This is a genomic window from Mycobacterium sp. RTGN5, assembly GCF_033804465.1.
Lineage (GTDB): Bacteria > Actinomycetota > Actinomycetes > Mycobacteriales > Mycobacteriaceae > Mycobacterium.
The window spans coordinates 1,020,320-1,045,779 of record NZ_JAPZLA010000001.1 but is presented as its reverse complement, the minus strand read 5'-3'; the positions used below and the strand labels follow the sequence as shown (position 1 = coordinate 1,045,779).

The window sequence follows — 25,460 nt, the reverse complement described above, 5'->3', positions numbered from 1 at the left end:
ACAGGGCACACCCCGTGGGTCATAGTTAGGGTTACCTAACTTAGGAGCGCGAATGACGACGACATTCCTCGACTCGGTGTTGCGGCGTGCCCGCGCCGGCATCGGCACATTTCCCTACCCGCATCAGGCAGCCGCACTTCTGGACAATCCGCTGCGCCGCAAGATGGAGAATCCCAGCCAGTCGATCGACGTGATCGAGCTGACCGGTAGCGAGCGAGTCCTCGAAATCGGCCCGGGCCCAGGGTTTTTCAGTGTCGAGCTGGCTGATCGCCTGACCTCTGGCCAGCTTGACCTCTTCGATATCCAGCCGCAGATGCTGGCCAAGGCGCGGCGCAAGCTCGAGCAAGCCGGCCATCACAACGTCGGCTATACCGCCGGGCAGGCCGGTGCGGAGCTGCCGTTCCCCGCCGGCACGTTCGACGCCGCCTTCCTGGCCGAGGTCATCGGCGAGGTGCCCGACAAACAGGCGTGCGTGCGTTCCCTCGCGGCCGTCCTCAAGCCCGGCGGGAAGCTGGTGTTCCACGAGGCGTTTCCCGACCCCGACCGCCTCAGTGTCGACGAGCTGCGGGCACTGTGCGAGCCGGCCGGCTTCGTCCTGGACCGCTCCGAGCAGTCCCGGTGGAAGGACATCGTCCGCTTCCGCCGCACACCATAGGCCCCGGGTTCACAGCAGACCCGCAGCTCATCGATACACAGCCGCCTCGCCGGTATGCCACGATCTGCCCGTGTCGTCGTCCGATGATCCCGGGGATCGCGTCGAGGAGCTCGAGCTCGCGGCCGCGCCGCGACGGGTGCCCGCCAGCTTCGTGCTCGCCGAGCTGTTGCCGTTCCGCTGGTGGTACCTGTGGGCGATGTTCATGATCGCGGTCGCGCTGATCGCGCTCTGGGGCGCCTTCCCCCTGGGCTTCACGATCACGGCGGTCGCGACCCTGGTGGCGATCTACGCCTACCAGATCTACGGCATGTCCCAGCGGCTCGCGTTGCTGAAGTGGGGTGAGGTCGCGACGGTCGATGGTGCCGATACCCTCACGCGCGGAACGTATTACAGCGGCACGACCTACTACAACTCCTACCTGCCGGTGGCCAACGGCTGGACCGTGCAGCGGCCGCGCTACAGCGGACCGAGCACCAAGACCAAGGTCCGCTATCGCCTCGGCGACTACCAGGGCGACATCGTCGTGCGGGGCCGCGAGTACACCGACGGGGTGGTGCTGGCCGACCCGCGCAAGCCCAGCCGGGCGCGGTGCGTCACCGCGTTCGCCTACGACCTGGACCGCGACGAATCCGGCAATTGGATCGGCCGCCTGCGGCCGCGCCTGATCGTCGGCATGGTCGTCTGGCTGGTGGTGATGATCGGCTGGCTCGCGCTGGCCGGGTTCGTCGGCGTCACCCTCAACCGCCCCGACGGGCCGCAGACCGCCACCGCGAGCAACGGGCTCGACGTCGTGGGCAACGACAAGATGGCCACCTACGCCTGCGACGGCGGCGACATCGACGTCGTCGGTGACGACAACGCCGTGACCGTCACCGGCCATTGCCGCAAGGTGCGGGTCTCCGGCGACGACAACTCGGTCACCCTCGAAACCGCGGACAGCATCCGCACATCGGGCACCCACAACGTCGTCACCTATCGCAGCGGATCGCCCGCGATCACCAACTTCGACGACAGCAACACGGTCACACAGAAGGGCTGACACGCAAAAGCCCCCGAAACGCCGTTGTCTCGGGGGCTTTTACGTCTTGTCGGATTAGAGCAGCGATGCCGGCGGGTTGAACCGCTCGCCGTACTTGGCCGCCAGTTCCTTGGCTCGCGCCACGAAGGCTTCCTTACCGATACCGGCCGGGCCCTCGTAGCCGACGATGAACTGCGCCGAGCCACCGGTCCACGGCGGGAAACCGATGCCGAGGATTGAGCCGATGTTGGCGTCGGCTGTCGTCATCAGCACGCCTTCGTCGAGGCATTTCTGGGTTTCCAGTGCCTCGGCGAACAGCATGCGGTCGACCATGTCCTGGATCGGGATCTCGGAGGTTCCTGAGTTGAACGTCTCCTTGAGCCCGGGCCACAGCTGGGTGCGCTTACCGTCGACGTACTCGTAGAACCCGGCGCCCTTGAGGCGGCTGGGCCGATCGAGCTCGATCATCTTCTCGACGACCGCCTCGGCCGGGTGCGCCTCGTAGGTGCCGCCCGCGTCTTCGATGCCCTTGCGCGAGGCGACGGCGATCTTGTGCATCAGCTCGAGGTTGAGCTCATCAGACAGCTGCAGCGGCGCCGCCGGGTAACCGGCCTGACCGCCCGCGTGCTCGATGCTGGCCGGGGCGACACCCTCGCCGAGCATGGCCAGCGCCTCGTTGACGAAGGTGCCGATGACGCGGCTGGTGAAGAAGCCACGGCTGTCGTTGACGACGATCGGAGTCTTGCCGATGGCCAGCGTGTAGTCGAACACCCGGGCCAGCGCTTCGTCAGAAGTCTTCTCGCCCTTGATGATTTCGACCAATGGCATCTTGTCGACCGGTGAGAAGAAGTGGATCCCGATGAAGTCGTCCTGGCGCTTGACGCCGGACGCGAGTCCGGTGATCGGCAGCGTCGAGGTGTTCGAGCCCAGCAGTGCGTTGGGCTCAACGATGTCCTCGATCTCCTGGAACACCGAGTGCTTGAGTTCCTGGCTCTCGAAGACGGCTTCGATGACGAAGTCGACACCCTTGAAGTCGGCGGGGTCCGCACTCGGGGTGATCCGGGCCAGCAGGGCGTCGCTCTTCTCCTGCGTGGTCTTGCCGCGCTCGAGCGCCTTGGCCTCGATCTTCTCGGAGTAGTTCTTGCCCTTCTCAGCGGCTTCGATGCTGACGTCCTTGAGCACGACGTCGTAACCGGCCTTTGCCGAGACGTAGGCGATTCCGGCGCCCATCATGCCGGCACCAAGGACACCGATCTTCGTGATCGGGGTCTTGCCGATGCCCTCGGGCCGCGAACCGCCCGAGCTGATGAACTGCATATCGAAGAAGAACGCCTGGATCATGTTCTTCGCGACCTGGCCGGTGACCAGCTCGGTGAAGTAGCGGCTCTCGATGCGGCTGGCGGTATCGAAGTCGACCTGCGCACCCTCGATGGCTGCAGCCAGGATCGCCTTGGGTGCAGGCATATTCGCGCCCTTGAGCTGCTTGCGCAGCAGCGCCGGGAACGACGGGAGAATAGCCGCGAGCGCCGGGCTGGACGGCGTGCCGCCCGGCATCTTGTAGCCCTTCTTGTCCCACGGCTGCTCATGCGCATCGGGGTTGGCCTTGATCCACGCCTTGGCAGCGGGAACCAGCTCTTCGACGGTCGGCAGAACCTCGTCCACCAGCCCAATTTCCAAGGCCTTGGCCGGCTTGAACCGGGTGCCCTGGCTCAGCACGGTCATGAACGCGTTCTGGATACCGAGCATGCGGACGGTGCGGGTCACGCCGCCGCCGCCGGGCAGCAGGCCCAGCGAAACCTCGGGCAGACCAAGGACACTGCCCTTGGCGTCGGCCGCGATGCGGTGATGGCACGCGAGTGCGATCTCCAGGCCGCCGCCGAGGGCGGCGCCGTTGATGGCGGCGACGACCGGCTTGCCGAAGGTCTCCAGCGTGCGCAGCGCCTTCTTGACGGTTTCGACCGTGGTGAAGGCGTCACCGGCGTTCTCCGGGCCGAGGTGGATCATCGACTTGAGATCACCGCCGGCGAAGAAAGTCTTCTTCGCGCTGGTGATCACCACGCCGGTGATCGAATCCTTCTCGGCGACAAGACGTTCTACGGCCTTGTCCATCGACTCGGTGTAGTGCTCGTTCATCACGTTCGCCGACCCGGTCGGGTCGTCCAGTGTCAGCGTGACGATGCCGTCGGCATCCTTGTCCCACTGAATCGTGTTCTCTGCCATAGCTTTTCCCTAAACCCTCTCGATGATGGTCGCGACACCCATGCCGCCGCCGATGCACAGGGTGACGAGCGCACGTCGCGCGTTGCGGCGCTCCAGCTCGTCGACCATGGTGCCCAGGATCATGGCGCCGGTGGCGCCCAGCGGGTGGCCCATCGCGATGGCGCCACCGTTGACGTTGAGCTTCTCGTCGGGGATGTTCAGATCCTTCTGGAACTTCAACACCACCGAGGCGAAGGCCTCGTTGAGCTCGAACAGGTCGATATCGTCGACCGTCAGGCCGGCCCGGTCCAGCACCTTGCGGGTGGCCGGGGTGGGTCCGGTCAGCATGATCGTCGCGTCGGCACCGCTGGTGGCGGTCGCCACGATGCGCGCCCGCGGCGTGAGTCCCTGTGACTTACCGGCCTTCTCGGTGCCGACGAGCACCAGCGCGGCGCCGTCGACGATGCCCGAGCTGTTACCGCCGGTGTGGACGTGGTTGATCTTCTCGATCCAGTGATACTTCTGCAGCGCCACATCGTCGAAGCCGCCCATCGAGCCGATGCCGTCGAATGCGGTGCGCAGCTTGCCGAGGCTTTCCACCGTCGAACCCGGGCGCATGTGCTCGTCGTGGTCGAGGATCAGCAAGCCGTTCTGATCGCGGACCGGAACGACGGATTTGGCGAAGTAGCCGCCCGACCAAGCCGCAGCCGCGCGCTCCTGCGAACGGGCCGCGTAGGCGTCGACATCCTCGCGGGAGAAGCCCTCGATGGTGGCGATCAGATCGGCACCGATGCCCTGCGGGGCGATGTAGTTGTCATACGTCACGACGACGTCGCTGAACATGGCGCCACCGTCGGAGCCCATCGGGACGCGGCTCATCGACTCGACCCCGCCAGCGAGGACCAGGTCGTCCCAGCCCGAGCGCACCTTCTGTGCGGCGGTGTTGACGGCCTCGAGGCCGGACGCGCAGAAGCGGTTGAGCTGCACGCCGCCGGTGGTGTCGGGCAGACCTGCGGCCAGCACGGCGGTGCGGGCGATATCGCCGCCCTGGTCGCCGACAGGCGAAACGACACCGAGGACGACATCGCTGATCAGCGTCTCGTCCAGGTCGGGATGCCGGCTGCGGAGTTCGTCGATCAGGCCGACGACGAGGTTGATCGGCTTGACCTCGTTGAGGGCGCCACCGCGCTGCTTGCCGCGCGGGGTGCGGATGGCCTCGTAGATGAAGGCTTCTTCGGACATGTGTGTTCTCTCCAGGTCCTGTTCGGAATTGGGTGTGACGACCGAATGACGGTCATCCTCTAAACGCGAAGCTTAGCAAGCCCGCCCAACCGGATGGTTGGGGCCGCTACCGAACGTCAGGCTGCGGCGGTGACGATGATCGAATCGTTCGAGGTGTCCCAGGCCTTCATGAAGGCGGGTATCGAAAGCGTGGTGTTCGCCTCGTCGGCAGCGGGATCGTTGAGGTGCACGACGTTCTTGTTGGTGTCGACCCCGGTGACCACGACGAAGTGGTCGGCCGCGGTCCGCTGATCACTGGTTTCCTCGACGAGCGCGTAGTTGACGAACGCGATGACCTTGCGGCCGGCGCCGAGGTACTGCTCGAGGGCGTTCAGGCCGGTGGCGTCGGGTCCCGACGTATCGCTGTTCACCGACGTGATGCCGTAGTGCTTGAACAGGGCAGGCAGGTCCCCGACCGAGATGCCGCCGTCGTTGGGCTTGTAGATCTTGGTCCCCGGGTTGACCTCGGACGGCGTCTGCTCGGCCACCATCAGGATCTGCGCCTCGGTCGGCCGCTCGCCGGTGAGCTGACCGACGATGTCGCCCACCGACATGGCCCCGCAGTTGTCCTGAAGCGACTGGGCCGCCCAGTACGGCGCGGCCGCGGCCGGATCGCCGTAGACGCCGCTGGATGAACCCGACGGATCGGCCAGCGCGGTGCCCTGACCCAGCGCAATCGTCAGCGCCGCGGCGAACGCTATGGCACCCGAACGCAAGAGTGATCCGACCATCCGCACACGGTAAACCCACTATTGACGAGCGCGCAGATAATCTGCGCTGCGAATCTGCTGGGTAGGCTCGCCGGCTATGACTGGTTCCCATGTCGCCGGCCGCCCGGCTCCGGTGTCGCGGCTACAGCCCTACGCGGTGACCATTTTCGCCGAGATGTCGGCACTTGCCGCGCGCATCGGCGCGGTGAACCTCGGCCAGGGCTTCCCGGACGAGGACGGCCCGGTCGGCATGCTGGAGGCGGCGCAGAAAGCGATCGCCGAGGGCGTCAACCAATACCCGCCGGGGCTGGGCATCGCCCCGCTGCGGGAGGCCATCGCCGCCCAGCGCAAGCGGCAGTACGGCGTGGAGTACGACCCCGAGTCCGAGGTGCTGGTCACCGTCGGCGCCACCGAAGCGATCGCGGCCGCCGTCATCGGCCTTGTCGAGCCGGGCTCGGAGGTGCTTCTGATCGAGCCGTTCTACGACTCCTACTCCCCCGTGATCGCGATGGCCGGCTCAACGCGGGTACCGGTGCCGCTGGTGCCCGACGGCCGCGGTTTCACCCTTGACGTCGATGCCCTTCGGGCCGCGGTGACGCCGCGGACCAGGGCGCTGATCGTCAACTCACCGCACAACCCCACCGGCATGGTCCTCTCCGACCACGACCTGCGGGCGCTGGCGACCCTCGCCGTCGAGGCGGATCTGCTGGTGATCACCGACGAGGTCTATGAGCACCTGGTCTTTGACGGCAAGCGGCATCTGCCGCTGGCGGCCTACCCCGGGATGGCCGGGCGGACGGTGACGATCTCGAGTGCGGCCAAGATGTTCAACTGCACCGGCTGGAAGATCGGCTGGGCGTGTGGAGCTCCGGAGCTGATCGCCGGGGTGCGGGCGGCCAAGCAGTACCTCAGCTATGTGGGCGGCGCCCCGTTCCAGCCCGCGGTGGCCTATGCCCTGAATTTCGAGGAAGCGTGGGTGAGCGCGCTGCGGGATTCGTTGCAGGCCAAGCGCGATCGGCTGGCCGCAGCGCTGACCGAGTTGGGTTTCGGGGTGCACGACAGTGCGGGCACCTACTTCCTGTGTGCCGACCCGCGACCGCTCGGCTACTCCGACAGCACCGCGTTCTGCGCGGAGCTACCGGGTCTGGCGGGGGTGGCGGCCATCCCGATGTCGGCGTTCTGCGATCCGGCCTCACCATATTTCGGGGCGTGGAATCACTTGGTGCGCTTCGCTTTCTGCAAACGCGATGACACCCTCGACGAAGCGATCCGGCGACTCGGCGCGCTACAGGGCGGCCGCGACATCCCATAGCGCCTGCGGCGGGACGTCCTGCGACCGCAGCGGGCTCAGCACCAAATCCGTTGCGCCCGCGTCGAGATAGCTTTGCAATTGGCGCACCACGGCCGGTACCGACCCGACGGCGGCGAGGTCGGCCACATTGTCGAGACCCTCGCGGGCAATCACGTTCCGATACGAGGGAATCGTGGCGTAGAAGGCGAGTTCCTCGGCGGCCACCGCACGCCCGGCCGCCTCGTCGTCGGTGATCAGCACCGGCACCGCGGCGATGACGCGCGGCCGGGGGCGACCCGCCTCGGTGGCGGCGTGGGTGATGACCGGCACGATGAACTCGCCGATGGTGCGCGGGCCGGCCAGATACGGCAGTGTCCCGTCGGCCAATTCACCGGTGACCGCCAGCGCCTTGGGGCCCATCGCCGCCACATACACCGGCACCGGTCTGCCCCCGGGCACCGCGACATCCCATTCCGGGGCGGCGGAAAGCTCGGATCCGTGGAAATCGACTGCGCCAGTGTCGAATACCGATCGCAACACGGTCAAATGCTCACGCAGCCGGGTGATCGTGTTGGGCCACGCCTGGCTGAAGGCCACCCGCTCTGGCTCGTGGGCGCCGAGTCCAAGGCCGAGGCTGAAGTTGCCGTGACTGGCGGCCTGCGCGGTCTGCGCCAGCGAGGCGACGATCAGCGGGTGGCGCGGATTCAGCGGCACCACCGAGGTTCCCACGCCAAGGCCGGGCACCGCGGCGCCGACTACCGCGGCCAGCGCGATGGCGTCGAGGTCGAACCGCTGGGCGAACCAGACTTGGCGAACACCCGCGGCGTAGGCGCCCTGGGCCTGGTCGATGACATCGTCCACGGCGTTGTCGGCATCAGGATTCGGTAGCAGCACCACTCCGGTCGTCATGCCTCACCCCAACGCGGACCCGACCCGCGGGCATTCCGATCTAATCGGGCTGAAGTGAACCCTTGCCGCCCAGGACGAAGAGGCGCAAGCCCTCGGTCGCCGCCGCGAGGACCGCCTTCTTGGCCCGCTTGACCAGGAACAGCGGCAGCGGCGTGGACGGTTCCAGGGTGAGGTCGAACCGAACGCGGGTCGACTCCCCTTCCCGTTGCAGGGTGTACTCGCCGTGCTGGGCGTGTTGTTGCGCGGTCCGGTCGGCGTCCCAGACCACCCAGTCCCGGCCCCAGTGGTACTCGAGGATCTCGTGATCGACCAGGCCGAGCAATCTGACGGTGACCTTGACCAGCCGCGGCCGGCCGTCTGCGTAGCGATCCACGACATGGGCATGCTTGTGGATCGACGACCACGTCGGCACCGCCTCGACATCGGCAAGCGCGTCGAGAACAGCCTCCGGCGGGGCGTCGATCACGATCTCGCGTGATGCCCGAACCGCCACACCAGCAAACATAACTACCGAAACGGCGCGCCGTGTCGGCTTTGGCCCAGTTCGCCGATTACCAGCCGATCTCGGACAGCGGCGTGGTGCCCTGCGGCGGCGAGCCGACGGGGCCGGTGACGCTGCGGGAGAACCGCGGCGCGGGCGCGGCCTGCTCGGTACCGTCGACGTCAATGACCGTTCGGCGCGCCAAAAGATGTTCGTTCGAAGCGGCCTCGGTCCAGCTCAGCACGGGCGTGACGCAGGCGTCAGTCCCGGCGAAGATCGCCGTCCACTCGTCACGGTTCTTGCTGGCGAACGCGCACGTGAACAGCTCCCGCATCTCGGGGTAGCGGGCGCGGTCGAACTGGTTGGGCACCTCGTCGGCCGACAGCTGTAGGCCTGCCAGCAACTGGGCGAAGAACTGCGGTTCGATCGCACCGACGGCCATGTGCCCGCTGTCGGCGGTCGCGTAGGTCCGGTAGTAGGGCGCGCCGCCGTCGAGCAGGAACGACTCCCGCTGGTCCTTGAGCGAGCCGGTGGCTTTCATGGTCCACATCATCTGCGACAGCACGCTGACCCCGTCGACCATCGCGGCGTCGATCACCTGGCCCTGGCCGGACGTCTCCCGCTCGTAGAGGGCGGCGACGATGCCGAGCAGCACCAGCATCGAGCCGCCGCCGAAATCGGCGACGAGGTTCAGCGGCGCGACCGGCGGGCGGTCCCGGTACCCGATCGCGCTCAGCGCACCGGTCTGCGAGAGGTAGTTGATGTCGTGCCCGGCGGTCGACGCCAGCGGCCCGTCCTGGCCCCAGCCGGTGATGCGGGCGAAGATCAACCGCGGATTGACCGCCGCGCAGTCGTCAGGGCCGATGCCGAGGCGTTCGCAGGTGCCGGGACGGAAGCAGTCCAGCAGGACATCGGCTTTGGCCGCCAGGTCCAGCAGCGCACCCGGTTCGGATTTCACGTCGAGGTCGACCACCCGCTTCCCCCGGTGCAGGAGGTCGACGTTCTCGGCAGGCATGCTCAGCCCGCCGGGCCGACGCACCCGCACCACGTCCGCACCGAGGTCGGCCAGGATCATGCCGGCGTGCGGTCCCGGCCCGATCCCGCCGAGCTCGATCACCCTCACCCCGGCCAGGGGTCCGGAATTCGTCACGCGGGTAAGGTAACTCAGCCGCCCTTCTGAACCTTCAGCACCTGCTTGCGCAGTCCGTCGGTGGCGGTTTCCATCGCCCCCTTGATGGTGCGCTTGACGACGAAGCCGGGCAGCGGCACAGCCACCTCGATGGAGAGGTCGAAGCGCAGCTTGGTCTTGTCGCCGTCGGGAGTCAACGTGTATTTGGCGTCCTGCGCCCGCAATTGGCCGGCCTTGACCAGCGTCCAGCTCACCACGTTGTCGGCCCAGGTGTATTCGACGATCTGCTCATCGGTCAGCCCCGCCGCCTTGATCTTCATCTTGACCTTGTGCGGCCTGCCGTCCTCGTAGGCCTCCAGGACCTCCGCACTCTGGTACTGCGGCGACCACGACGGCGTCGATGCGACGTCGGCGATCACGTCGAGAATTTCGTCGGGGGTGGCCTCGATCACGACCTCACGGGAATCTTTGACTGCCATGGCGTGACCATAGCGAGGCAGGCGGCGCCGGGGAAGGTATTGACCCGTTACGATCCCGGCGGCGCGAGCATGGACTGCCAGGTCTTGTTCCCCGGGTGTGCCAGATCGCCCTGGGTGTAGCGCTTGCCGTCCGGGCCGACGTAGTCACCGGTGGCCGGGTCGTACGGAACGAAGGCCACCGGCGGGGGTGCGGTGCCGGTGCCGTGGGGCGGTGGCACCCGCGGGTCGGCGCCCGGCGGATACTGCGGCACCCCTTGACCGGAGAACGTCGCGTTGGGATCGCCCTTCCAGTTGTAGCCGTCGTTGAGCGGCACGTAGTTCTCGTTGCTTTCGCACATCTCGATGGTCGGGGCGCGCTTGGCCGGATTGTTCTCACACGGAATGTTGCGCACGCCACGGACATTCATGTCGGAATCCTGTGGGAGCCGGCAGTAGAGATCACCGGCGGGGCGCTCCGGGTAGTCGACGTCCGACGGTGAGCGCTGTTGTTGCACGGGCAGGAACCCGGTGTTGCACGGGGGCGGCAGGTTGAGGTTGAGATTGAAGTCGAGGTAGATGCCGCGGTAGGGCTGCTTGACCCCGGAGTCGGCGACCGCGATGGCCTGCATCACCGAGGTGCCCTGGGGGAACAGCACCAGCAGCTGCTCGATGTCGTTGCGGTAGGTGACCGCGATGTCGCCGAGGCTCACCATATTGGCCAGCAACACCGGCAGTGCGGGCGCGATCCGGTCGAACAGTGCCCTGCCCTCCTCCAGTGCTGGGCCACCGGTGTTGAGCAGGTCGGCGAAAGCGCGGTCCTGGGCTTTGAACTGCCCCGTGACCGAGGCCATGTGGGCGGCCCACACGGCGATCGAATCGGCGGTCCGCACCTGCGAATTCAGCACCGGCGGTGATTGATCGATGAGCTGGGTCAGCGGCCCGACGGTCTTGCCGCCCTCGATGGCCAGCGCGGTGGAGCCATCGACAATGCGGGACAGCTCGGGTCCAAGACCGCCGACCGCGGTGGCTGCTTCGTCGACGACGGTGCGCAGGTTGTCCTGCGGGATCGCCTGCAGCCCTGTGTTGGTCGCATCGAGCAGGCGCCCGATATCGGGTGGGGTCTGGACTTCGGCGGCGGGGATGACATCGCCGTCGCGCAGTTTCGCGTTCGCACCCGGTTGCGGGGTGAGTTCGAGGAACTGTTCGCCGACCGCAGAGCGGCTGTGCACCGCGGCCGTAACCGGCCCGGGAATCGGTTGGCCCGAGTCGAGTTTCAGGACCGCGCGCACCCCGGTGCGGGTGACATCGATCGATTCGACCCGGCCGATCTCGGTGCCCCGATAGGTCACCACCGACGTCGGGTACAGCCCACCCGAGGTGGGCAATTCGACGGTGACGTGGTAGCGCCCGATCCCGAACAACGCGGGCAGGTGAATGAATCCGAATGCCATCACCCCGACCGCGATCAGGGTGACCGCACCCAGGATGGCCAGCTGGGTCCAGATCTGTCGCGATAGCCGCAGCACGTCAGTACCCGTCGAAATGGTAGGGCGCGATCAACGGGTTGACCGCGGTGTACGGACTCGGCATCTGGCCGATGGTGCGGCCCCACTGCATTTCGAGTTCGGTCAGGTTGCCCTCCCACCTGGTTCCGGTGAACAAGCTGCTGTCGATGCGGCTGAGGGTGAGGTCGATGACCAGCGTGATGTTCGCGAAGTCACCACGAAACCAGTTGGCGAGGTTGCTTTTCACCCACGGATAGGTGGACAGGAAGTCCAGGCCCTTGGTCAGCGCGGGCCCGGCGTTGGCCAGTTCGCGCAGGACGGGGGCGATATTGCGCAGGTTGTCCACCAGTGCCTGCTTGGTCTGGTGGACGGTGTCGGCGGCGATGGCGCCGAACTTGCCAAGCGCGTCGATCGCGTTGGCCAGCTTGGTGCGCGAATCGGCAAGCACCGCAAGTGCTTGCGGGATCGTGGTGAGCGCCTTGTCGACCACCGCATCCTTGGCCGCGACCTGCCCGGCCAGATTGTTGAGTCGTTCGGTGGCGGTGATGATGTCGTCGGTCTGGGCGTTGAGCTGGTCGATGAACGTATCGAGCTGCGTCAGCAGGCTTTTCATATCGCTCTCGCGGCCGGTCAGCGCAGTGGCGAAGGCCTGGTTGATCTCCTGGAGCTGGCCCAGCCCACCACCATTGAGCAGCACCGACACCGACGCCAGCGTCTGCTCAGTGGTCGGATAGGTGCTGGCCCGCGACAGCGGAATCAGCGAGCCGTCCTTGAGCTGCCCCTGCGGCGCTTCGTCAGAGGGCGGGGCCAATTCGATGTGCATCGATCCCAGCAGGCTGGTCTGCCCCACTTTCGCGGTGCTGTTCGCAGGCAGGTGGACATCGCCATCGATGCGCATCGTCACCAGGGCGTGCCAGTCCTGGACTTCGATCTTGGTGACGTTTCCGACGTTGACGTCGGCGACCCGCACCCGGGTGTTCTGCTGGATGGTCACCACATCCGGCAGCTGCGCCTGAATGGTGAAGGAGCCGGGCCCGGTACCGGTGGTGCCCGGCAGGCTCAGCGAATTCAGGCCGCGCCATTCGCACCCCGGGATCACCGAAAGGCACACCACACCGAGCACGAACGCCACTAGCCGCCTCATGGTGGGCCGCCCGGCACCATCATGCCCGCAAGTCCCTGGCTGGGATCGGTCGGGGTGGCCGCTTCGGCGGCCAGTGCACCCGCGTCGGTCGGTGGTGCAGACGCGGCCGGCGGCAGGTGCGGGTTGAGCCGGTCTTCGCTGTAGGTGATCTCGTTGGGACGCGCGACCGCGCCGGCGAAGGGGTTGATGCCGAGCGGCGGGTAGTTGAACTGCCGGTTCTTGATGATCGGCGCGAGGTACTGAGTGCAGAGTTTGGCGGACTGCTCGGCGCCTTCGCGGGCCGCGGCTTGGATTGAGCTGCAGATGAATTGGACGGTGTCGGCGAAGTTCACCGGCGCCAGGATCCCGGTGATGGCGCTCTGGGCCGGCTGATAAATGTTGGTGAAGTTGGAGAACACCGTCGGCGCGATGTGCAGGGCCTGCTTGACGTCGCCGCGGCTGTCGTTGAGTGCGGTGGTGATCGCATTGAGGTGGTCGAACGTCACGCCGAGACCTTCTCTGTTGTCGGCGACGAAGCCACGCAGGTCGTTGACGGCGCCGTCGAGGCCGTGGGTGGCGTTCGCGATCTCGTTGGGAGAGTTGGACAGCACGGTGGTGACGTCGGCGAGGTTGGTGTTGAACGAGGCGAGCAGATCGCTGCTCGAGGACAGCGCGGACACCAGCAGCTGCAGGTTGCGCACCGTGCTGAAGATGTCGGTGGCGTGGTCGCCCAACGCGGACGCGGCCTGCGAGAGCTTGATGACGGTGTCACGGGCGGTCTCGCCCTGCCCGCGGAGGTTGTCGGCGGTGGTGTTGATGAATTCACCCAGCGAGCTGACGCCACCGGGGGTCGTGGGTTGCAGTGTGTCGGTGAGCTTTTCCAATTGTCTGCGCAGGTCGTCCCACTCGATCGGAACCGCGGTGCGCTCGATCGGGATGCTCGCCCCGTCGGCCAGCGTCGGCCCGCCGGAGTAGGCCGGAATCAGTTGGATCGCACGCGCCGAGACCAGCGACGGCGACAGGATCGCCGCCTTGGCCTCAGCGGGCACCTTGTACTGGCTGTCGACGGAGAACGTGACCTTCGCCGAATTCGGTTGCGGTTCGATCTTGTCCACCGTGCCGACCGCGACACCGAGGATGCGGATCTCGTCGCCGGTGTACAGGCCGTTGGTGTTGGAGAAGTAGGCGACGTAGGTGTTGCGCGCAACGTGGCGTCCCCACGGGGTGGCGACGACGATGGCTACGGCCAGGATCACCACCAGGCTGATCCCGGTGACGATCTGGGTGAGGCGCCGATGTCGGTTCAGCATCGTCAGTTCCCTCCCGCGGCCGGGGGCACCGGCGGGATGGACGGCGGCGGCAGTTCACCGGGCGCGGGCGCCAGCGCGGGCGGCCCCGGCGGCGGGCCGCCGGGCGGCGGCGCAGGCAGCGGCTCGCGGTAGGGATACCGGCCAGGGAACTGTGCGGGCAGGTTGGGGTCCTGATTTCCCGTGATCGCCTCGGGCAGCGTCATATTCGGGTCCCCGCCCTGGCCGGTCCGCGGGAACGGCACCGGCAGCGGCGGGGTTCCCGGCTGGCCCACACCGGGGTCGACCAGTTGCGACGGCAGCAGCGTATTGGGGTCAAGCCCCAGGTCGGAGAACGCCGCGTCGATGAACGGCTGGGAGAACTGGCCCGGCGCCAGGTTGACCAGTGAGGCTTTGAAGAACGGTCCCGAACCGAGTACCTCGCCGAACGACATCGCGTAGCGCCGCAGCAGGTACAGGGTGCGCTGCAGTTCCTGCTTGCGGTTGTCCAGGATGCCGAGCACCCCGTTGAGCTTGTCGACGGCGGGCTTGAGCTGGGTGCGGTTGTCGTTGACAAGCCCGGAGATCTGCGCGGACACCGCGCTCAGGTTGCCCATCAACGCATCCACCGAATTGCGCTGTCCCAGCAGCTCAACCAGCAGCGCATTGGCATTGGCGACCAGCTGGGCGATCTGATCGCTGCGCTTGGCCAGCACTGCGGTGACCTTGTTCGCGTTGACCAGTAGGTCGCGCAGCTTGGCGTCACGGGCGTTGAGCGTGTCGGAGAAGCGCGCCACGCCCTGCAGTGCGAGTTTCAGATCGGGCGGAGTGTCCTTGAAGGTGTCGGCCAACGTGGTGAGCGCCGAGGACAATTGACTGGTATCCAAGCCGCTGATGGTCGTGGTGAGATCCCCCAGCGCATCGGTGAGATCGTAGGGAGACTTGGTGCGCTCCAACGGAATCGGGCCTTCGAGCGACCCGTCGCCGCGCGGCGTCAACTCCAGATACTTGGTGCCGAGCACGGTTTCGGTCTTGATCGCGGCCTCGGTGCGATCGCCCAGGTCGACGCCGTCGCGCACGGTGAAGTCCACCAGTACCTTGGTGCCCTGCAATTTGATATCGGAGATCCGGCCCACGCCGAGCCCGGACACCCGCACGTCGCTGCCGGTCTTGATGCCGCCCGCTTCGGCGAAGTACGCGGAGTAGTCACTGGTTCCCTTGATGAACGGGATCTTGTCGTAGGAGAAGACCGCGGCCACCAGCGCGACGATGACAAGGACACCGACGATGCCCACCGTCAGCCGATTACGTTCGGCCAATGGCTTGATGTTCGGGCGTTTGAGGCTGATTCGCGTCATTTGGGTGTGCACCGTCCCGTGTCCTGGCCCGCGAGTTTGACGTAGACGGGTTGGCCGCCCTTGCCGTTGACCTTGAGGATGGCGTCGCAGAGGTAGAAACCGAAGTAGTCGCCGTACAGGCCGTTGCGGGACAGGATCTGGTAGGCGTCGGGCAGAGTCTTGACCAGATCGTCGACGTAGTCGTGGTCGGCCATCACCTGGCCGGCGAACCGGTCGGTCTGCACCACGGTGTCCTTGATCGGCTGCCGCGCGGCGGTCAACAGGTCGGCAACCGAGCCCGCCGCGGCGTTGATGTACGCCACGCCGTTACCGATGTCGGTTCGGCGCTCGGCCAGCCCCTGGACCAATTGGGACAACTTATCCAGCCCGGTGGAGAACTGGTCGTCGTGGGTGGCGAAGGTGCCCAGCACGGTGTTGAGGTTGGTGATGACCTGGCCGATCAGCTGGTCACGCCCGGCCAGCGTCGTGGTCAGCGCGGAGGTCTGGGCCAGCACCGACGAAATGGTGCCGCCCTGTCCCTGGAACACCCGCAGCAGATCCCCGGACAGTGCGTTGACCTGGTCGGGGTCCAGCGCACGGAACAGCGGCCGGAACCCGCCGATCAGTGCGTCGACGTCCAGTGCCGGTGAGGTGCGGGCGAGCGGAATGGTCTGGCCCGGTTGGAGTTTGCGCACCGAACCGGCACCCTCTTCCAGGGACAGATACCGGTCGCCGATCAGGTTCTCGTAGCGCACCACCGCGCGGGTGCCCTCGGTGAGTTGAAGGCCCTTGTCGACGGCGAAGTCCACGGTGACCGTGCCGTCTTTGTGCAGGGTCATGTCGGTGACCTTGCCGACCTCGACGCCGGCGACGCGAACGAAGTTGCCGCCCTTGAGACCCGACACATTCGTGAACACCGCGCTGTACGGGGCGCGGGAGTCGAAGCGGAATTGCCCGAACACCGTGACGAGGATGAACGTGAACAGCAGGCACATCGCAGTGAAGAGCGCTACCCGAATGGCCGAGTGGATGGTCCGGTGTCTCATGGTTGCCCCCCTGGCGGTGGCGGCGGGAGGTAATCGGGTGCGCCGTAGGCCGGTTGGCCGGGGTATGCCGGCCATGGGCCCGGTGCCGGGCCGCCGGGATACCGGATCTTCGGGTCTTCGGGTACGCCCTTGGTGACCGGGAAGTAGTTGGCAAAGCCCGGGAAGCCGATGCCGGGGTTGGGCCGCACGTCCAGGCCGGTACCGAAGCCGGTGTCGGTGACCAGATACTTGACCGGGAAGTTCTTGCTGGCATCGGGCAGCGAGCCACAGCTCGGCCTGCCGCCGGGGCCACCGCTGGCATTGACGATCGGCAGGTTGTCGGGATAGCGGTAGGGGTCGTCACCGGCCAGCAGTGCCGCATCCATGATCACCGATTTCCCGTTGCCGCCCATGGCTTCTCGGCCGCCGTGCTCGAGGAACCATTGGGCGCCCTGGAACAGGCAGGTGTATGTCGGCGAATACTTCATGAACAGGGCGGTGGTCGGATCGAGGATGTTCATCGCCCGCACCAGGTTGGGCTGGTTGGTTCCGATCGTGTTGATACCCGATTGCGAGAAGCCGACCGCGGACAGCAGCAGGCTGTCGAGGGCGGCGGCGTTGGAAGTGATCGTGGCGCTGGTGGTGGTGAAGTTGTCCAGGATCGACACGATGTCCTGCGCAGCATCCGAATACGCCTGGCTGGTCTTCCCGAACAGCTGCCAGTCCCGTTGCACGGTAGGCATTCTCGGGTTGACGGCGAGCAGCACGGTGTTGGCGTCGGTGATGGCCTGGCCGATTCGATCGCCCTTGCCGCGCACGGATTCGGCCACCGCGGAGAACACCGCGTTCAGCTTGGCCGGGTCGACGGAGTGCACCACGGACTGCAGGTTCTCAAACACGGTGTTGACCTCGACGGTCACGTTGCGCGAGCGCACCACGGCCCCCGGCGTGAGGCGCCCGGTTTCGTCGGCCGGGACGATGAGGTCGACGTACTTGGCGCCAAAGGCGGTGCTGGACTTGATCTCCGCCTCGACATTGCTCGGCAGGTACTGGAACGGTCCTGGATCGATCTTCAGGTTCAGTGTGGACAGGTTGATTCCACCCGCGCCGCGTTGGGTGCCAACCGACGACACCTCACCGACCTGGACACCGCGCAACTTGACCTTCGCGCCGTCCTCCATGACCAGCCCGACCCGATCGGAAATCAGCGTCAGCGGAACGGATTTCCGCAGCGTGCCGGTGAACAGCAGGGCCGTCAACGTGGTCAGCGCGGCGATCACCAGGATCAGCACGGGTGCCCACCAGATCGGGTCGATCCTGCCCCGCCGAGATGAATTCGCCGCCACCGCTACCCCGAAAGGTGGAAATTGCCGGACTGCCCGTAGACGGACAGTGTGATGGTCAACAGGATGAAGACGCCCGCGGTGATCGACGTCCGCACCGCACGGCCGACCGCCTCCCCGACACCGGCCGGGCCTCCGGTGGCGGTGTAGCCGTAATAGGTGTGCACGGCCATGACCGCCGCGGCCATCGCCAGCGCCTCGACGAACGACCACAACAAGTCGGTCGGGTGCAGGAACGTCGTGAAGTAGTGGTCGTATACGCCGCGGGACTGGCCGTAGATGATCGTCGTGCCAAACCTGGTGGCCAGAAACGACATCAGCACGGCGACGGTGTAGATCGGGACGACCGCGATGATTCCGGCCACGATGCGGGTGGACGCCAGATACGTGATGGCGCGGATGCCCATCACCTCCAGCGCGTCGATCTCCTCGTTGATGCGCATGGCACCCAGTTGCGCGGTGGCACCGGCCCCGATGGTCGCGGCCAGCGCCACCCCCGCGGTGGCCGGGGCGATGAACCGCACGTTGAGGAAGGCGCCGAGAAACCCGGTGAGGGCCTCGATCCCGACGTTGGACAGGGTGTTGTAGCCCTGGACGGCGATCAAGGCGCCGGTGGACAGGGTGAGGAAGCCGACGATCACCACGGTGCCGCCGATGACCGCCAGCGCGCCGGTGCCCATTCCCATCACCGCGATCAGCCGCAGCACTTCGGCCGGATAGCGCCGGATGGCCTCGCCGGTGGAGGCCAGCGCGCTGCCGTAGAACGCGGTCTGCTCCCCCAGCCTGCGGGTGGTGTCGATGATCCTGCTGTCGCTCACGGCGCCACCTTCACGCCGAACGCGGTCGCCAGGATGTTGATCAGAAACAGCGCCATGAACGCGAACACCACGGTCTCGTTCACGGCGTTGCCCACCGCGGTCGGCCCGCCACCGACCGACAGCCCCTTGTAGCAGGCGATCAGACCGGCGGACAGGCCGAACAACAACGCCTTCCCCAGGGAGACGATCACCTGCGGCAGCCCGGTCAGCAGGGTCATCCCGGCGACGAACGCCCCCGGGGTCACATGCTGGAGGTAGACGACGAAGAAGTAGCTTCCGGCCAGCCCGACGACGGCGACCACCGAATACAGCATCAGCGCAACGAAAGTCGCGGCGACCACCCGCGGCACCACGAGCGCCTGGATCGGGTTGACGCCGATGACCTTCATGGCGTCGATCTCTTCGCGGATGGTGCGGGCGCCCAGATCGGCGCACATCGCGGTGGAGCCGGCCCCGGCGACGACGATCGCGGTCACCACCGGACCGACCTGGGTCACCGAAGCCAACGCGGCACCGGCACCCGAGAGGTCGCCGGCGCCCACCTCGAGCAGCACGATGTTGAGCGTGAACACGATGAGCACGGTGTAGGGAATGGACAGCACCAACGTCGGGACGATCGACACCCGCGCCACGAACCAGATCTGGTCGAGCAGTTCACGCCAGGCGAAGGGCCGCCGAAACATCGCGGCGAAGGTCTCCCCGACGAGGACGACGAAGTCCCCCACCGAGAAAATCGGCTTGGACCACGCGATGCTCATGGATGCAGGAGCGGTGAGGAGCGGCGCGGCGACGGCGGCGTCATCGCCGCCTTGCGCCAGCACCCCTCGGCGGATCCCACATGCAGTCCTCTCGTCGGCAAGCCTGAGCGGGACGCTAAGAGAGCGATGATTAGCTGTCAACGCACATGGTTGCGCGGACATGCTCGTCAATAGCGGGTATCGGCTGGTTGCCGCAACACCTTTGGTTTGACGCAGATGGATTAAATCGGAGCGAGCCGAAGTCTTGCCGTGCCGCCGCCCCGGCCGCCAGTAAGCTCTCAGACATGGGTGAAGCGGTCGATCCGTCGGTACCACCGAGCGGAACCGGATGCGTCGAATGTAATGCCGTCGATGGCTGGTGGGTGCATCTCCGTCGCTGCGCGGCGTGCGGTCACATCGGCTGCTGCGACGATTCGCTGATGCGGCACGCCGCCGCACACTGGCGGGAGAGCGGGCACCCGATCATCCGGTCCTTCGAGCCGGGCGAGGATTGGTTCTGGGACTACCAGTCCAAGGATTACTACGACGGACCGGATCTGGCCCCGCCGGAAAGCCGCCCGTCCGAGGAGACCACCCCGGGCCCGCGCGGGCGGGTGCCGACCGACTGGGTGGAGATCCTGCGCAGCCGCGCCGACTGAGTCAGCGCATCGGCGCCACCGCGGCGCCGCACGCACACCGTCGCGCGGGCGTCGTCGGTCAGGGTGTCGTTATCGACGACGACCCGCTTCTTGCGCAGGACGGAGCGGCCACAGGCGACGAACGGAACCGGGGTCACCACGCCGTCCTCGCAGATCTGCACCGAATCGGAATAGCGGGTCCCGAGCTCACCGGGCTCGAAGTGCACGACATAGCGGATGGTGAAAAGCCAAGTGCCATCGGAACGCTGCTCCCCGGACACGATCAGGGAGTCGTCACCGATCCTCGCCATGCATTAGATAGTCCTCCGGTCGGCGGCCGAAGTGCGGAAGCACACGCCGGGGATTACGCCAATCCGGCCGCAGCCATTTCCTTTTCAAATTCCACGGCCATCCGCTCGGCGAATGCGGTGACGGCCTTGAGCGGGCGCAGCATCACGGTGAACTCGTCGATCAGGCCGTCGTCGCGGGTGTGCAGGAAATCGCACCCGTTGATGTCGAGATCGCCGACCTTGGCGGTGAACACCAGCGCGTGGTCGGCTTGGCCCTCGCCGCCGATCTCCTTGATGTAGGTCAGGTCGGCGAACACCCTCGATACCGCCCGCAGGATGACGCCGATCTGGTCGCGGCCCTGGTACGGCTTGTGGGCGATCGGGCTGCGGAAGACGACATCCTCGGCACAGAGGGCGGGCAGGGCATCGAAATCACCGGCTTCGACGGCGGCGCGAAATGCATGCATGTGGTCAGCATGCCACGACGCCGTCACCCCTCGATGATGCCGTCGCGCAGCGACTCCAGCGCGGTACGGCACAGCCGCGCCAGCTCGGCCAGCGACCGGTCCTCGCCGACCATCCACAGCTCCATCGCACCGAAGACTGCTGCGGCGATGCACCGCGCGGTGACGATGACGCGCAGCCGCTCATCGGGGGTGACCGGCGGCGCGCTCAGCGACAGCTGGTCGGCGATCGCGTCGGCGAACTCGGCCTCCACCTGCCGGGTGTGACGGACGATACGGCCTGGGTCGAGTTCCTTGGCCCGCAGCGCGGCGATCTGGGCGACGGCTTCCGGGTCATACGGCGAGGCGTCGATGGCCGATTGCACCGATGCGATGATCGACTCCCCCGGGGAGCGCGCGTTGAGTGCGGCACGGAACCACTCCAGGCCTACGTCGTAGTCGGCGAACAGCAGGTCGTGTTTGGACGTGAAGTGCCGATAGAAGGTGCGCAATGAGACGCCGGCGTCGTCGGCGATCTGCTCGGCGGAGGTGTCCTCGACGCCCTGGGCGAGGAAGCGCACCAGGGCGGCACGCCTCAGCGCATCGCGCGTGCGCTCGCTGCGCGCTGTCTGAGCAGGCCGAACCACCGGGGTAACGTACCGCAAAAAGTATTGTCAAAATTGACAAAACGTGCGGCAATCTTCACTACAGTTGCGAAGCCATGACGCTTCTTGTGCATGCAGTGCTGGCTGTCCTCGTCATCGCGTGGATCATCGGATCCAATTCGTCGATCTTCCGGCGGCCGGCCACCGGGCCCGCGGTCAGTGCCCTCGAGATCCTCTACTACGTCATCGGTCTCGCATCGATCGCGCTGGGCTGGTACTTCAACATCCAGTTCGTGCACCAGTACGCCGACGGCAGCGGCAACGTCTTCACCGGTGCGGGCAGCTGGTGGCAGTACATCACGCTGGGATACGCCAACCCTGCCGCGTCGTCAGCCAGCCAGGACTACACGATCGGCAATGTGCTCCTGCTGCCGTTGTTCACGATCATCGACGGCTACCGGCGCGGGATTCGCCGGCCGTGGCTGTTCTTCGTCTCCAGCCTGTTCACCAGCTTCGCGTTCGGCTGGGCGTTCTATCTCGCCACCGTGGAACGCCAGCGGCTGCACGAGAAGTCGGCTCAGACCGTCGGCGCCAGCATCGGATAATCGACGTAGCCCGCAGCACCCGGCGAGTAGAACGTGGCCACGTCGGGCTCGGTCAGTTCGGCGCCAGTGCGCAGCCGTTCGATGAGGTCGGGGTTGGCCAGATAGGCCCGGCCGACGGCGGCGGCGCTGATGGCACCCCAGTCGGCGAGGTTCTCCAACTCGCAGAAGCTCGTGTCGACGTCGCGGCCGGTGTTGAGGACGAACGGCCCGGACCACAGCGCCCGGACGATGCCGAATTCGGGCGCGTCCGGGTGGATCAGCACATGCAGGTAGGCGAGCCCGAGCGGTGAGATCCGTTCCAGCAGAGACTCATAGGCCGAGGCGGTGTCGATTTCGTTGACGTCGCCTGCGCCGTTTCCTGGCGAGATACGCAACCCCACACGGTCTGCGCCGATCTCGTCGGCTACAGCCTCGACGACCTCGGACGTCAGCCGCGCGCGGTTCTGCGCGGATCCGCCGTAGCGGTCAGTGCGGGTGTTGGTGGCATCGGCCAGGAATTGGTGCAGCAGATAGCCGTTGGCGGAATGGATTTCGACGCCGTCGAGTCCGGCGTCGATGGCGCGGCGGGCGGCTGCGCGGAATTGCGCCACCACACCGGCGATTTCGCTCGCCTCGAGCGCCCGAGGCACCGGGAGCGGCTTCTTGCCGTTCGGGGTGTGCGCCAGCATGTCCGCCGCAATCGGTGAGGGTGCGACCGACTCGGCGCCGCTGATGTCCGGGTGCGCCATCCTGCCGACGTGCCAGATCTGCATGAAGATCAGCCCGTCCTGGGCGTGGACGGCCGAGGCGACCTCGGCCCACTTCTCCTGATGGCCGTCGGTGTAGATGCCCGGGGTGTTGACGTAGGCGCCGTTGCCGACCTGGGAGATGGCTGTGGCTTCGGTGATGATCAGCCCCGCCGACGCGCGCTGCGCGTAGTACTCGACCTGCAGGTCACTGGGTGTGCCGTCCGCCTCGGCACGCGAGCGCGTCAACGGCGCCATGAACAGCCGATTCCGGGCGATATTCGCCCCGATGGTGATCGGCTGAAACAAGGCTGCGTCGTCGGCCAGGGTGAACGTCATGTTCGGCTACAAGTGCCCCAACGTGCCGATTCATTCCCCGCGCTACGGATCGTCGTCCTTCGGGAGGAGGCGTTCGGGGTGGTGGTAGTCGTTGGTGCCGCCGCGCAGTGGGACGCCCGGCGGTGGGGTCCAGTGGGTTTGGCCGTTGGGGAGTTGTTGGGTGGTCCAGCCGTCGTTTTCGACCAGCAGGTTGTCGCATTTGCACGCCAACGTGAGGTGATCGATGTCGGTGGTGCCGCCGTGTTTCCAGTCTTTGGTGGCGTGGTGGACCTGGCTGTTATAGCCGTTGACGGTGCAGCCAGGCGCGGTGCAGCCACGGTATTTGGCCAGCAACATAATGCGTTGATCAGCTGAGGCCAAGCGTTTGGATCTGCCCAGCCACAAGGATTTTCCGGTGACCCCGTCGAAGACCGCCAGATAAGGGTTCGCCGGAGTAGCCATGCGAATCAGGTCCGAGATCGGGACCAACGTACCGCCCGCAGTGACCGCGTGGCCGGCACCATTCTGCAATTCCTGCAGGGTTGTAGTGACGATGACGGTAACCGGTAACCCGTTGTGCTGACCGAGTTTCGGATCTCCCAACCGACCACCTACCAGCTCGGAGAGTGCGTCGTGTTGGCGTTGGGCGTGACTGCGCAGATCGTCGGGCTGCGGTGCGGCGAACTTCGCCAGCCACGCATCCAACATCGCGCGCAGTTCGGGTGCAGCGGTCAGCTTGCCCACGCTCATGCCATCGGCGCGTTGACCCCCGCACCAGAGGAAGCCACGCTTGCGGGCCCGGTCTTCCTCGGAGAATTTCCCGTCGGGGTTGAGGTGAGTCGCGAGGCGGCAGGCGACCTTCGCCAGCTGATCGGGCCGCAACGTCCGGGCGTGCTCGGCCAAGGACTTCTCGGCCTTGTCCACGTCGACCGGCCCCACATGGTCGGGCAGGTCGCGGAAGAACTTCTGGATCACCTGCACATGCTCACCGTCGAGGTCCCCGGCCTCCCACGCCGAGCCGGTGTTTGGGAGCAAGGCCGGTAACGGGTCGCCGGTCAACGTGGTGCGCGCCGTCAACTGTTCAGCATCACGGACCCGCCGGTTGGCCGCGGGCCGGCTGATCCGCAACACATCAGCCAACACGATCGGGATCGGCGGGCAGCCCTCGTAACGCTCCAGATGGGTGATCTGGGTGTGCGACACCGCGACCAGGCGCCGTACCGCGGTTTCGAGGCGTTCGATCGGCGCGAAGCGTTCCGGTGCCGGTAATTCCTCGATATCAGCGGCACCCACCAATTCGACCGCGGCGGTGAGCGCATCCAGCGCCACATCGATCGAACTCATGTTCGAATACTATGCCCACCCTACGACAAAAACTGCGACCAGAAGCAATCTGTGGACCAATCCGAAACTGGGGATAAGCCAATGCCCACAACGGAACTCAGCTGGCGCGGACCTCGTCGAGGAACGCGCGCACGGTGGCCTCCGACGCCGAGGACGGCAGCCCGACCATCACCCGGTCGATAATGCCGTCGCAGCGTTCCCGCAACGCCGCTGCCAACCCATCGACCGGGGCGACAACAGCGAACGTCGACAGAATCTCGTCATCGATCAGCGTGGCCATGGCATCCCACTGGCCCTCCAGCGACAGCCGGTGCAACTCGGTCTGCAGGTCGCCCCAGCCGTGCAGCTCCAACACCTTCCGATACGCAGGTGTGGACGCGTAGAACGCGATCTGCTTGCGGGTGCCCACCGCGGCGGCCGCGATCTCCGCCTCGTCCACCCCGGTGACCACGAACACCGGTGCCATCACCTGGAAATCGGCCCGCGAGCGCCCCGACTTGGCCATCCCCTGCTGCAGCGCCGGAATTGTCACCTCGTCGAAATACCGTTTGGTGGTGAAGGCGTGCGCGATCAGGCCGTCGGCGACCTCGCCGCATACCTCCGTCATCAATTCACCAACTGCCGCGATCACGACCTTCGGTGACCCATACGGGTGCGACTCCGGCACGAACATCGGTGTCATCAGGCGATGGGTGTAGAAGTCGCCGTCGAAGCTCAGCTTGGTGCCGTCCCGCCAGCAGTCCCAAATAGCATGCAGCGCAAGGACGAATTCGCGCATCCGGCGGGCCGGCTGGCTCCACGGCATGCTGAATCGCTTCTCGATATGCGGCTTGATCTGGGTGCCCAGCCCGAGCAGCAGCCGCCCGCGGGAGAAGTCCTGCAGATCCCAGCCGATGTTGGCCACCGTCATCGGATTGCGGGCGAACGCGACCGCGATGCTGGTCCCCAGTTCGATCGTGGTGGTGTGCTCGGCGGCGAGCGTGAGCGGCAGGAACGGGTCGTGACTGATCTCGGCGGTCCAGCACCCGTCGTAACCGAGACGTTCCACTTCACGAGCCGAATCGGCAACGTCGGCGAGCCGGCTGATCACCCCGCGATCGACCTTGAGACCGCCGACCTCGCCCATGGCGGCAGACGCTACAGTAAGCACTTCAGTATGGTCAACGCCGCCACCGTTAGGACAGTCG

General features: G+C 66.4%; 26 protein-coding genes. 5 read left to right on the top strand and 21 right to left on the bottom strand.

Annotation, left to right across the window (positions count from 1 at the left end; all coding sequences use genetic code 11):
- Positions 1–52 precede the first annotated feature (52 nt).
- Positions 53–655, top strand: coding sequence for a class I SAM-dependent methyltransferase (locus tag SLQ31_RS05120; protein WP_319430231.1), 603 nt, complete (start codon positions 53–55; stop codon positions 653–655).
- Between the two features lie 70 nt (positions 656–725).
- Positions 726–1,694 carry a DUF3060 domain-containing protein gene (locus SLQ31_RS05115; RefSeq protein WP_319430229.1) on the top strand — a complete coding sequence of 323 codons (969 nt, stop codon included), beginning with the start codon at positions 726–728 and terminating at the stop codon, positions 1,692–1,694.
- Between the two features lie 54 nt (positions 1,695–1,748).
- Here SLQ31_RS05115 and SLQ31_RS05110 read toward each other — a convergent pair whose 3' ends face one another.
- The 3 genes from SLQ31_RS05110 to SLQ31_RS05100 all read right to left on the bottom strand — a co-directional run bounded on the left by SLQ31_RS05110 (position 1,749) and on the right by SLQ31_RS05100 (position 5,884).
- Entirely contained in the window at positions 1,749–3,893 is a 2,145-nt protein-coding gene (locus SLQ31_RS05110) for a 3-hydroxyacyl-CoA dehydrogenase NAD-binding domain-containing protein (RefSeq protein ID WP_319430227.1), read from the bottom strand.
- A gap of 9 nt (positions 3,894–3,902) precedes the next feature.
- Positions 3,903–5,114 (bottom strand): acetyl-CoA C-acetyltransferase, encoded by a 1,212-nt coding sequence (locus SLQ31_RS05105; protein WP_319430225.1) that lies wholly within the window; start codon positions 5,112–5,114, stop codon positions 3,903–3,905.
- A gap of 116 nt (positions 5,115–5,230) precedes the next feature.
- Positions 5,231–5,884, bottom strand: a complete 654-nt coding sequence (locus SLQ31_RS05100) for a C39 family peptidase (protein WP_319430223.1) — start codon at positions 5,882–5,884, stop codon at positions 5,231–5,233.
- Between the two features lie 76 nt (positions 5,885–5,960).
- Between SLQ31_RS05100 and SLQ31_RS05095 the strand changes: the two genes are divergently transcribed.
- On the top strand, positions 5,961–7,175 hold the full coding sequence (locus tag SLQ31_RS05095) for a pyridoxal phosphate-dependent aminotransferase (protein WP_319430221.1): 1,215 nt from the start codon (positions 5,961–5,963) through the stop codon (positions 7,173–7,175).
- Here SLQ31_RS05095 and SLQ31_RS05090 read toward each other — a convergent pair.
- From SLQ31_RS05090 to SLQ31_RS05035, 12 genes are read right to left on the bottom strand one after another with little or no spacing between them, the layout of a single operon-like run.
- Positions 7,149–8,063 (bottom strand): LLM class F420-dependent oxidoreductase, encoded by a 915-nt coding sequence (locus SLQ31_RS05090; RefSeq protein WP_319430219.1) that lies wholly within the window; start codon positions 8,061–8,063, stop codon positions 7,149–7,151. The genes SLQ31_RS05095 and SLQ31_RS05090 overlap by 27 nt on opposite strands.
- Positions 8,064–8,103: 40 nt before the next feature.
- Positions 8,104–8,556 carry an SRPBCC family protein gene (locus tag SLQ31_RS05085; protein WP_319430217.1) on the bottom strand — a complete coding sequence of 151 codons (453 nt, stop codon included), beginning with the start codon at positions 8,554–8,556 and terminating at the stop codon, positions 8,104–8,106.
- Between the two features lie 58 nt (positions 8,557–8,614).
- Positions 8,615–9,694: a CaiB/BaiF CoA-transferase family protein gene (locus SLQ31_RS05080; RefSeq protein WP_319430216.1), complete on the bottom strand. Its 1,080-nt coding sequence runs from the start codon at positions 9,692–9,694 to the stop codon at positions 8,615–8,617.
- A gap of 14 nt (positions 9,695–9,708) precedes the next feature.
- On the bottom strand, positions 9,709–10,152 hold the full coding sequence (locus tag SLQ31_RS05075; RefSeq protein WP_319430215.1) for an SRPBCC family protein: 444 nt from the start codon (positions 10,150–10,152) through the stop codon (positions 9,709–9,711).
- 47 nt (positions 10,153–10,199) lie between these two features.
- A complete protein-coding gene (locus tag SLQ31_RS05070; protein WP_319430213.1) occupies positions 10,200–11,657 on the bottom strand; it encodes an MlaD family protein in 1,458 nt (485 codons plus the stop codon).
- A gap of 1 nt (position 11,658) precedes the next feature.
- Positions 11,659–12,780 (bottom strand): MCE family protein, encoded by a 1,122-nt coding sequence (locus tag SLQ31_RS05065; RefSeq protein WP_319430212.1) that lies wholly within the window; start codon positions 12,778–12,780, stop codon positions 11,659–11,661.
- Complete coding sequence (locus SLQ31_RS05060; protein ID WP_413641889.1) at positions 12,777–14,066, bottom strand: MCE family protein; 1,290 nt, start codon at positions 14,064–14,066, stop codon at positions 12,777–12,779. The genes SLQ31_RS05065 and SLQ31_RS05060 overlap by 4 nt, the downstream gene beginning before the upstream one ends.
- A 5-nt stretch (positions 14,067–14,071) precedes the next feature.
- Complete coding sequence (locus SLQ31_RS05055) at positions 14,072–15,403, bottom strand: MCE family protein (RefSeq protein WP_319430208.1); 1,332 nt, start codon at positions 15,401–15,403, stop codon at positions 14,072–14,074.
- The gene (locus tag SLQ31_RS05050) at positions 15,400–16,428 is read right to left on the bottom strand and encodes an MCE family protein (protein WP_319430206.1); all 1,029 of its coding nucleotides are present in this window, start codon (positions 16,426–16,428) and stop codon (positions 15,400–15,402) included. Before SLQ31_RS05050 ends, SLQ31_RS05055 begins: the two co-directional genes overlap by 4 nt.
- On the bottom strand, positions 16,425–17,753 hold the full coding sequence (locus SLQ31_RS05045) for an MCE family protein (protein ID WP_319430204.1): 1,329 nt from the start codon (positions 17,751–17,753) through the stop codon (positions 16,425–16,427). Before SLQ31_RS05045 ends, SLQ31_RS05050 begins: the two co-directional genes overlap by 4 nt.
- 2 nt (positions 17,754–17,755) lie before the next feature.
- Positions 17,756–18,568: an ABC transporter permease gene (locus tag SLQ31_RS05040; protein ID WP_319430202.1), complete on the bottom strand. Its 813-nt coding sequence runs from the start codon at positions 18,566–18,568 to the stop codon at positions 17,756–17,758.
- A complete protein-coding gene (locus SLQ31_RS05035; protein WP_319430200.1) occupies positions 18,565–19,326 on the bottom strand; it encodes an ABC transporter permease in 762 nt (253 codons plus the stop codon). Before SLQ31_RS05035 ends, SLQ31_RS05040 begins: the two co-directional genes overlap by 4 nt.
- Before the next feature lie 284 nt (positions 19,327–19,610).
- Between SLQ31_RS05035 and SLQ31_RS05030 the strand changes: the two genes are divergently transcribed.
- Positions 19,611–19,964 (top strand): UBP-type zinc finger domain-containing protein, encoded by a 354-nt coding sequence (locus SLQ31_RS05030; protein ID WP_319430198.1) that lies wholly within the window; start codon positions 19,611–19,613, stop codon positions 19,962–19,964.
- Here SLQ31_RS05030 and SLQ31_RS05025 read toward each other — a convergent pair.
- The 3 genes from SLQ31_RS05025 to SLQ31_RS05015 are packed head-to-tail and all read right to left on the bottom strand — an operon-like array spanning position 19,847 to position 21,323.
- Positions 19,847–20,254, bottom strand: a complete 408-nt coding sequence (locus SLQ31_RS05025; RefSeq protein ID WP_319430196.1) for a hypothetical protein — start codon at positions 20,252–20,254, stop codon at positions 19,847–19,849. The genes SLQ31_RS05030 and SLQ31_RS05025 overlap by 118 nt on opposite strands.
- Before the next feature lie 53 nt (positions 20,255–20,307).
- Entirely contained in the window at positions 20,308–20,700 is a 393-nt protein-coding gene (locus SLQ31_RS05020) for a nuclear transport factor 2 family protein (protein ID WP_319432844.1), read from the bottom strand.
- Positions 20,701–20,723: 23 nt separating this feature from the next.
- A complete protein-coding gene (locus tag SLQ31_RS05015) occupies positions 20,724–21,323 on the bottom strand; it encodes a TetR/AcrR family transcriptional regulator (protein ID WP_319430194.1) in 600 nt (199 codons plus the stop codon).
- Between the two features lie 74 nt (positions 21,324–21,397).
- Here SLQ31_RS05015 and SLQ31_RS05010 point away from each other — a divergent pair, with 74 nt between their 5' ends.
- Positions 21,398–21,886, top strand: coding sequence for a DUF2834 domain-containing protein (locus SLQ31_RS05010; RefSeq protein WP_319430192.1), 489 nt, complete (start codon positions 21,398–21,400; stop codon positions 21,884–21,886).
- Here the strand turns inward: SLQ31_RS05010 and SLQ31_RS05005 are convergent.
- The 3 genes from SLQ31_RS05005 to SLQ31_RS04995 all read right to left on the bottom strand — a co-directional run bounded on the left by SLQ31_RS05005 (position 21,859) and on the right by SLQ31_RS04995 (position 25,399).
- Positions 21,859–22,950, bottom strand: coding sequence for an alkene reductase (locus tag SLQ31_RS05005; RefSeq protein ID WP_319430190.1), 1,092 nt, complete (start codon positions 22,948–22,950; stop codon positions 21,859–21,861). The two genes, SLQ31_RS05010 and SLQ31_RS05005, sit on opposite strands and share 28 nt — an antisense overlap.
- 42 nt (positions 22,951–22,992) lie before the next feature.
- Positions 22,993–24,273 (bottom strand): HNH endonuclease signature motif containing protein, encoded by a 1,281-nt coding sequence (locus SLQ31_RS05000; RefSeq protein ID WP_319430188.1) that lies wholly within the window; start codon positions 24,271–24,273, stop codon positions 22,993–22,995.
- A gap of 97 nt (positions 24,274–24,370) precedes the next feature.
- Entirely contained in the window at positions 24,371–25,399 is a 1,029-nt protein-coding gene (locus SLQ31_RS04995; RefSeq protein WP_319430186.1) for an LLM class F420-dependent oxidoreductase, read from the bottom strand.
- Between the last annotated feature and the right edge of the window lie 61 nt (positions 25,400–25,460).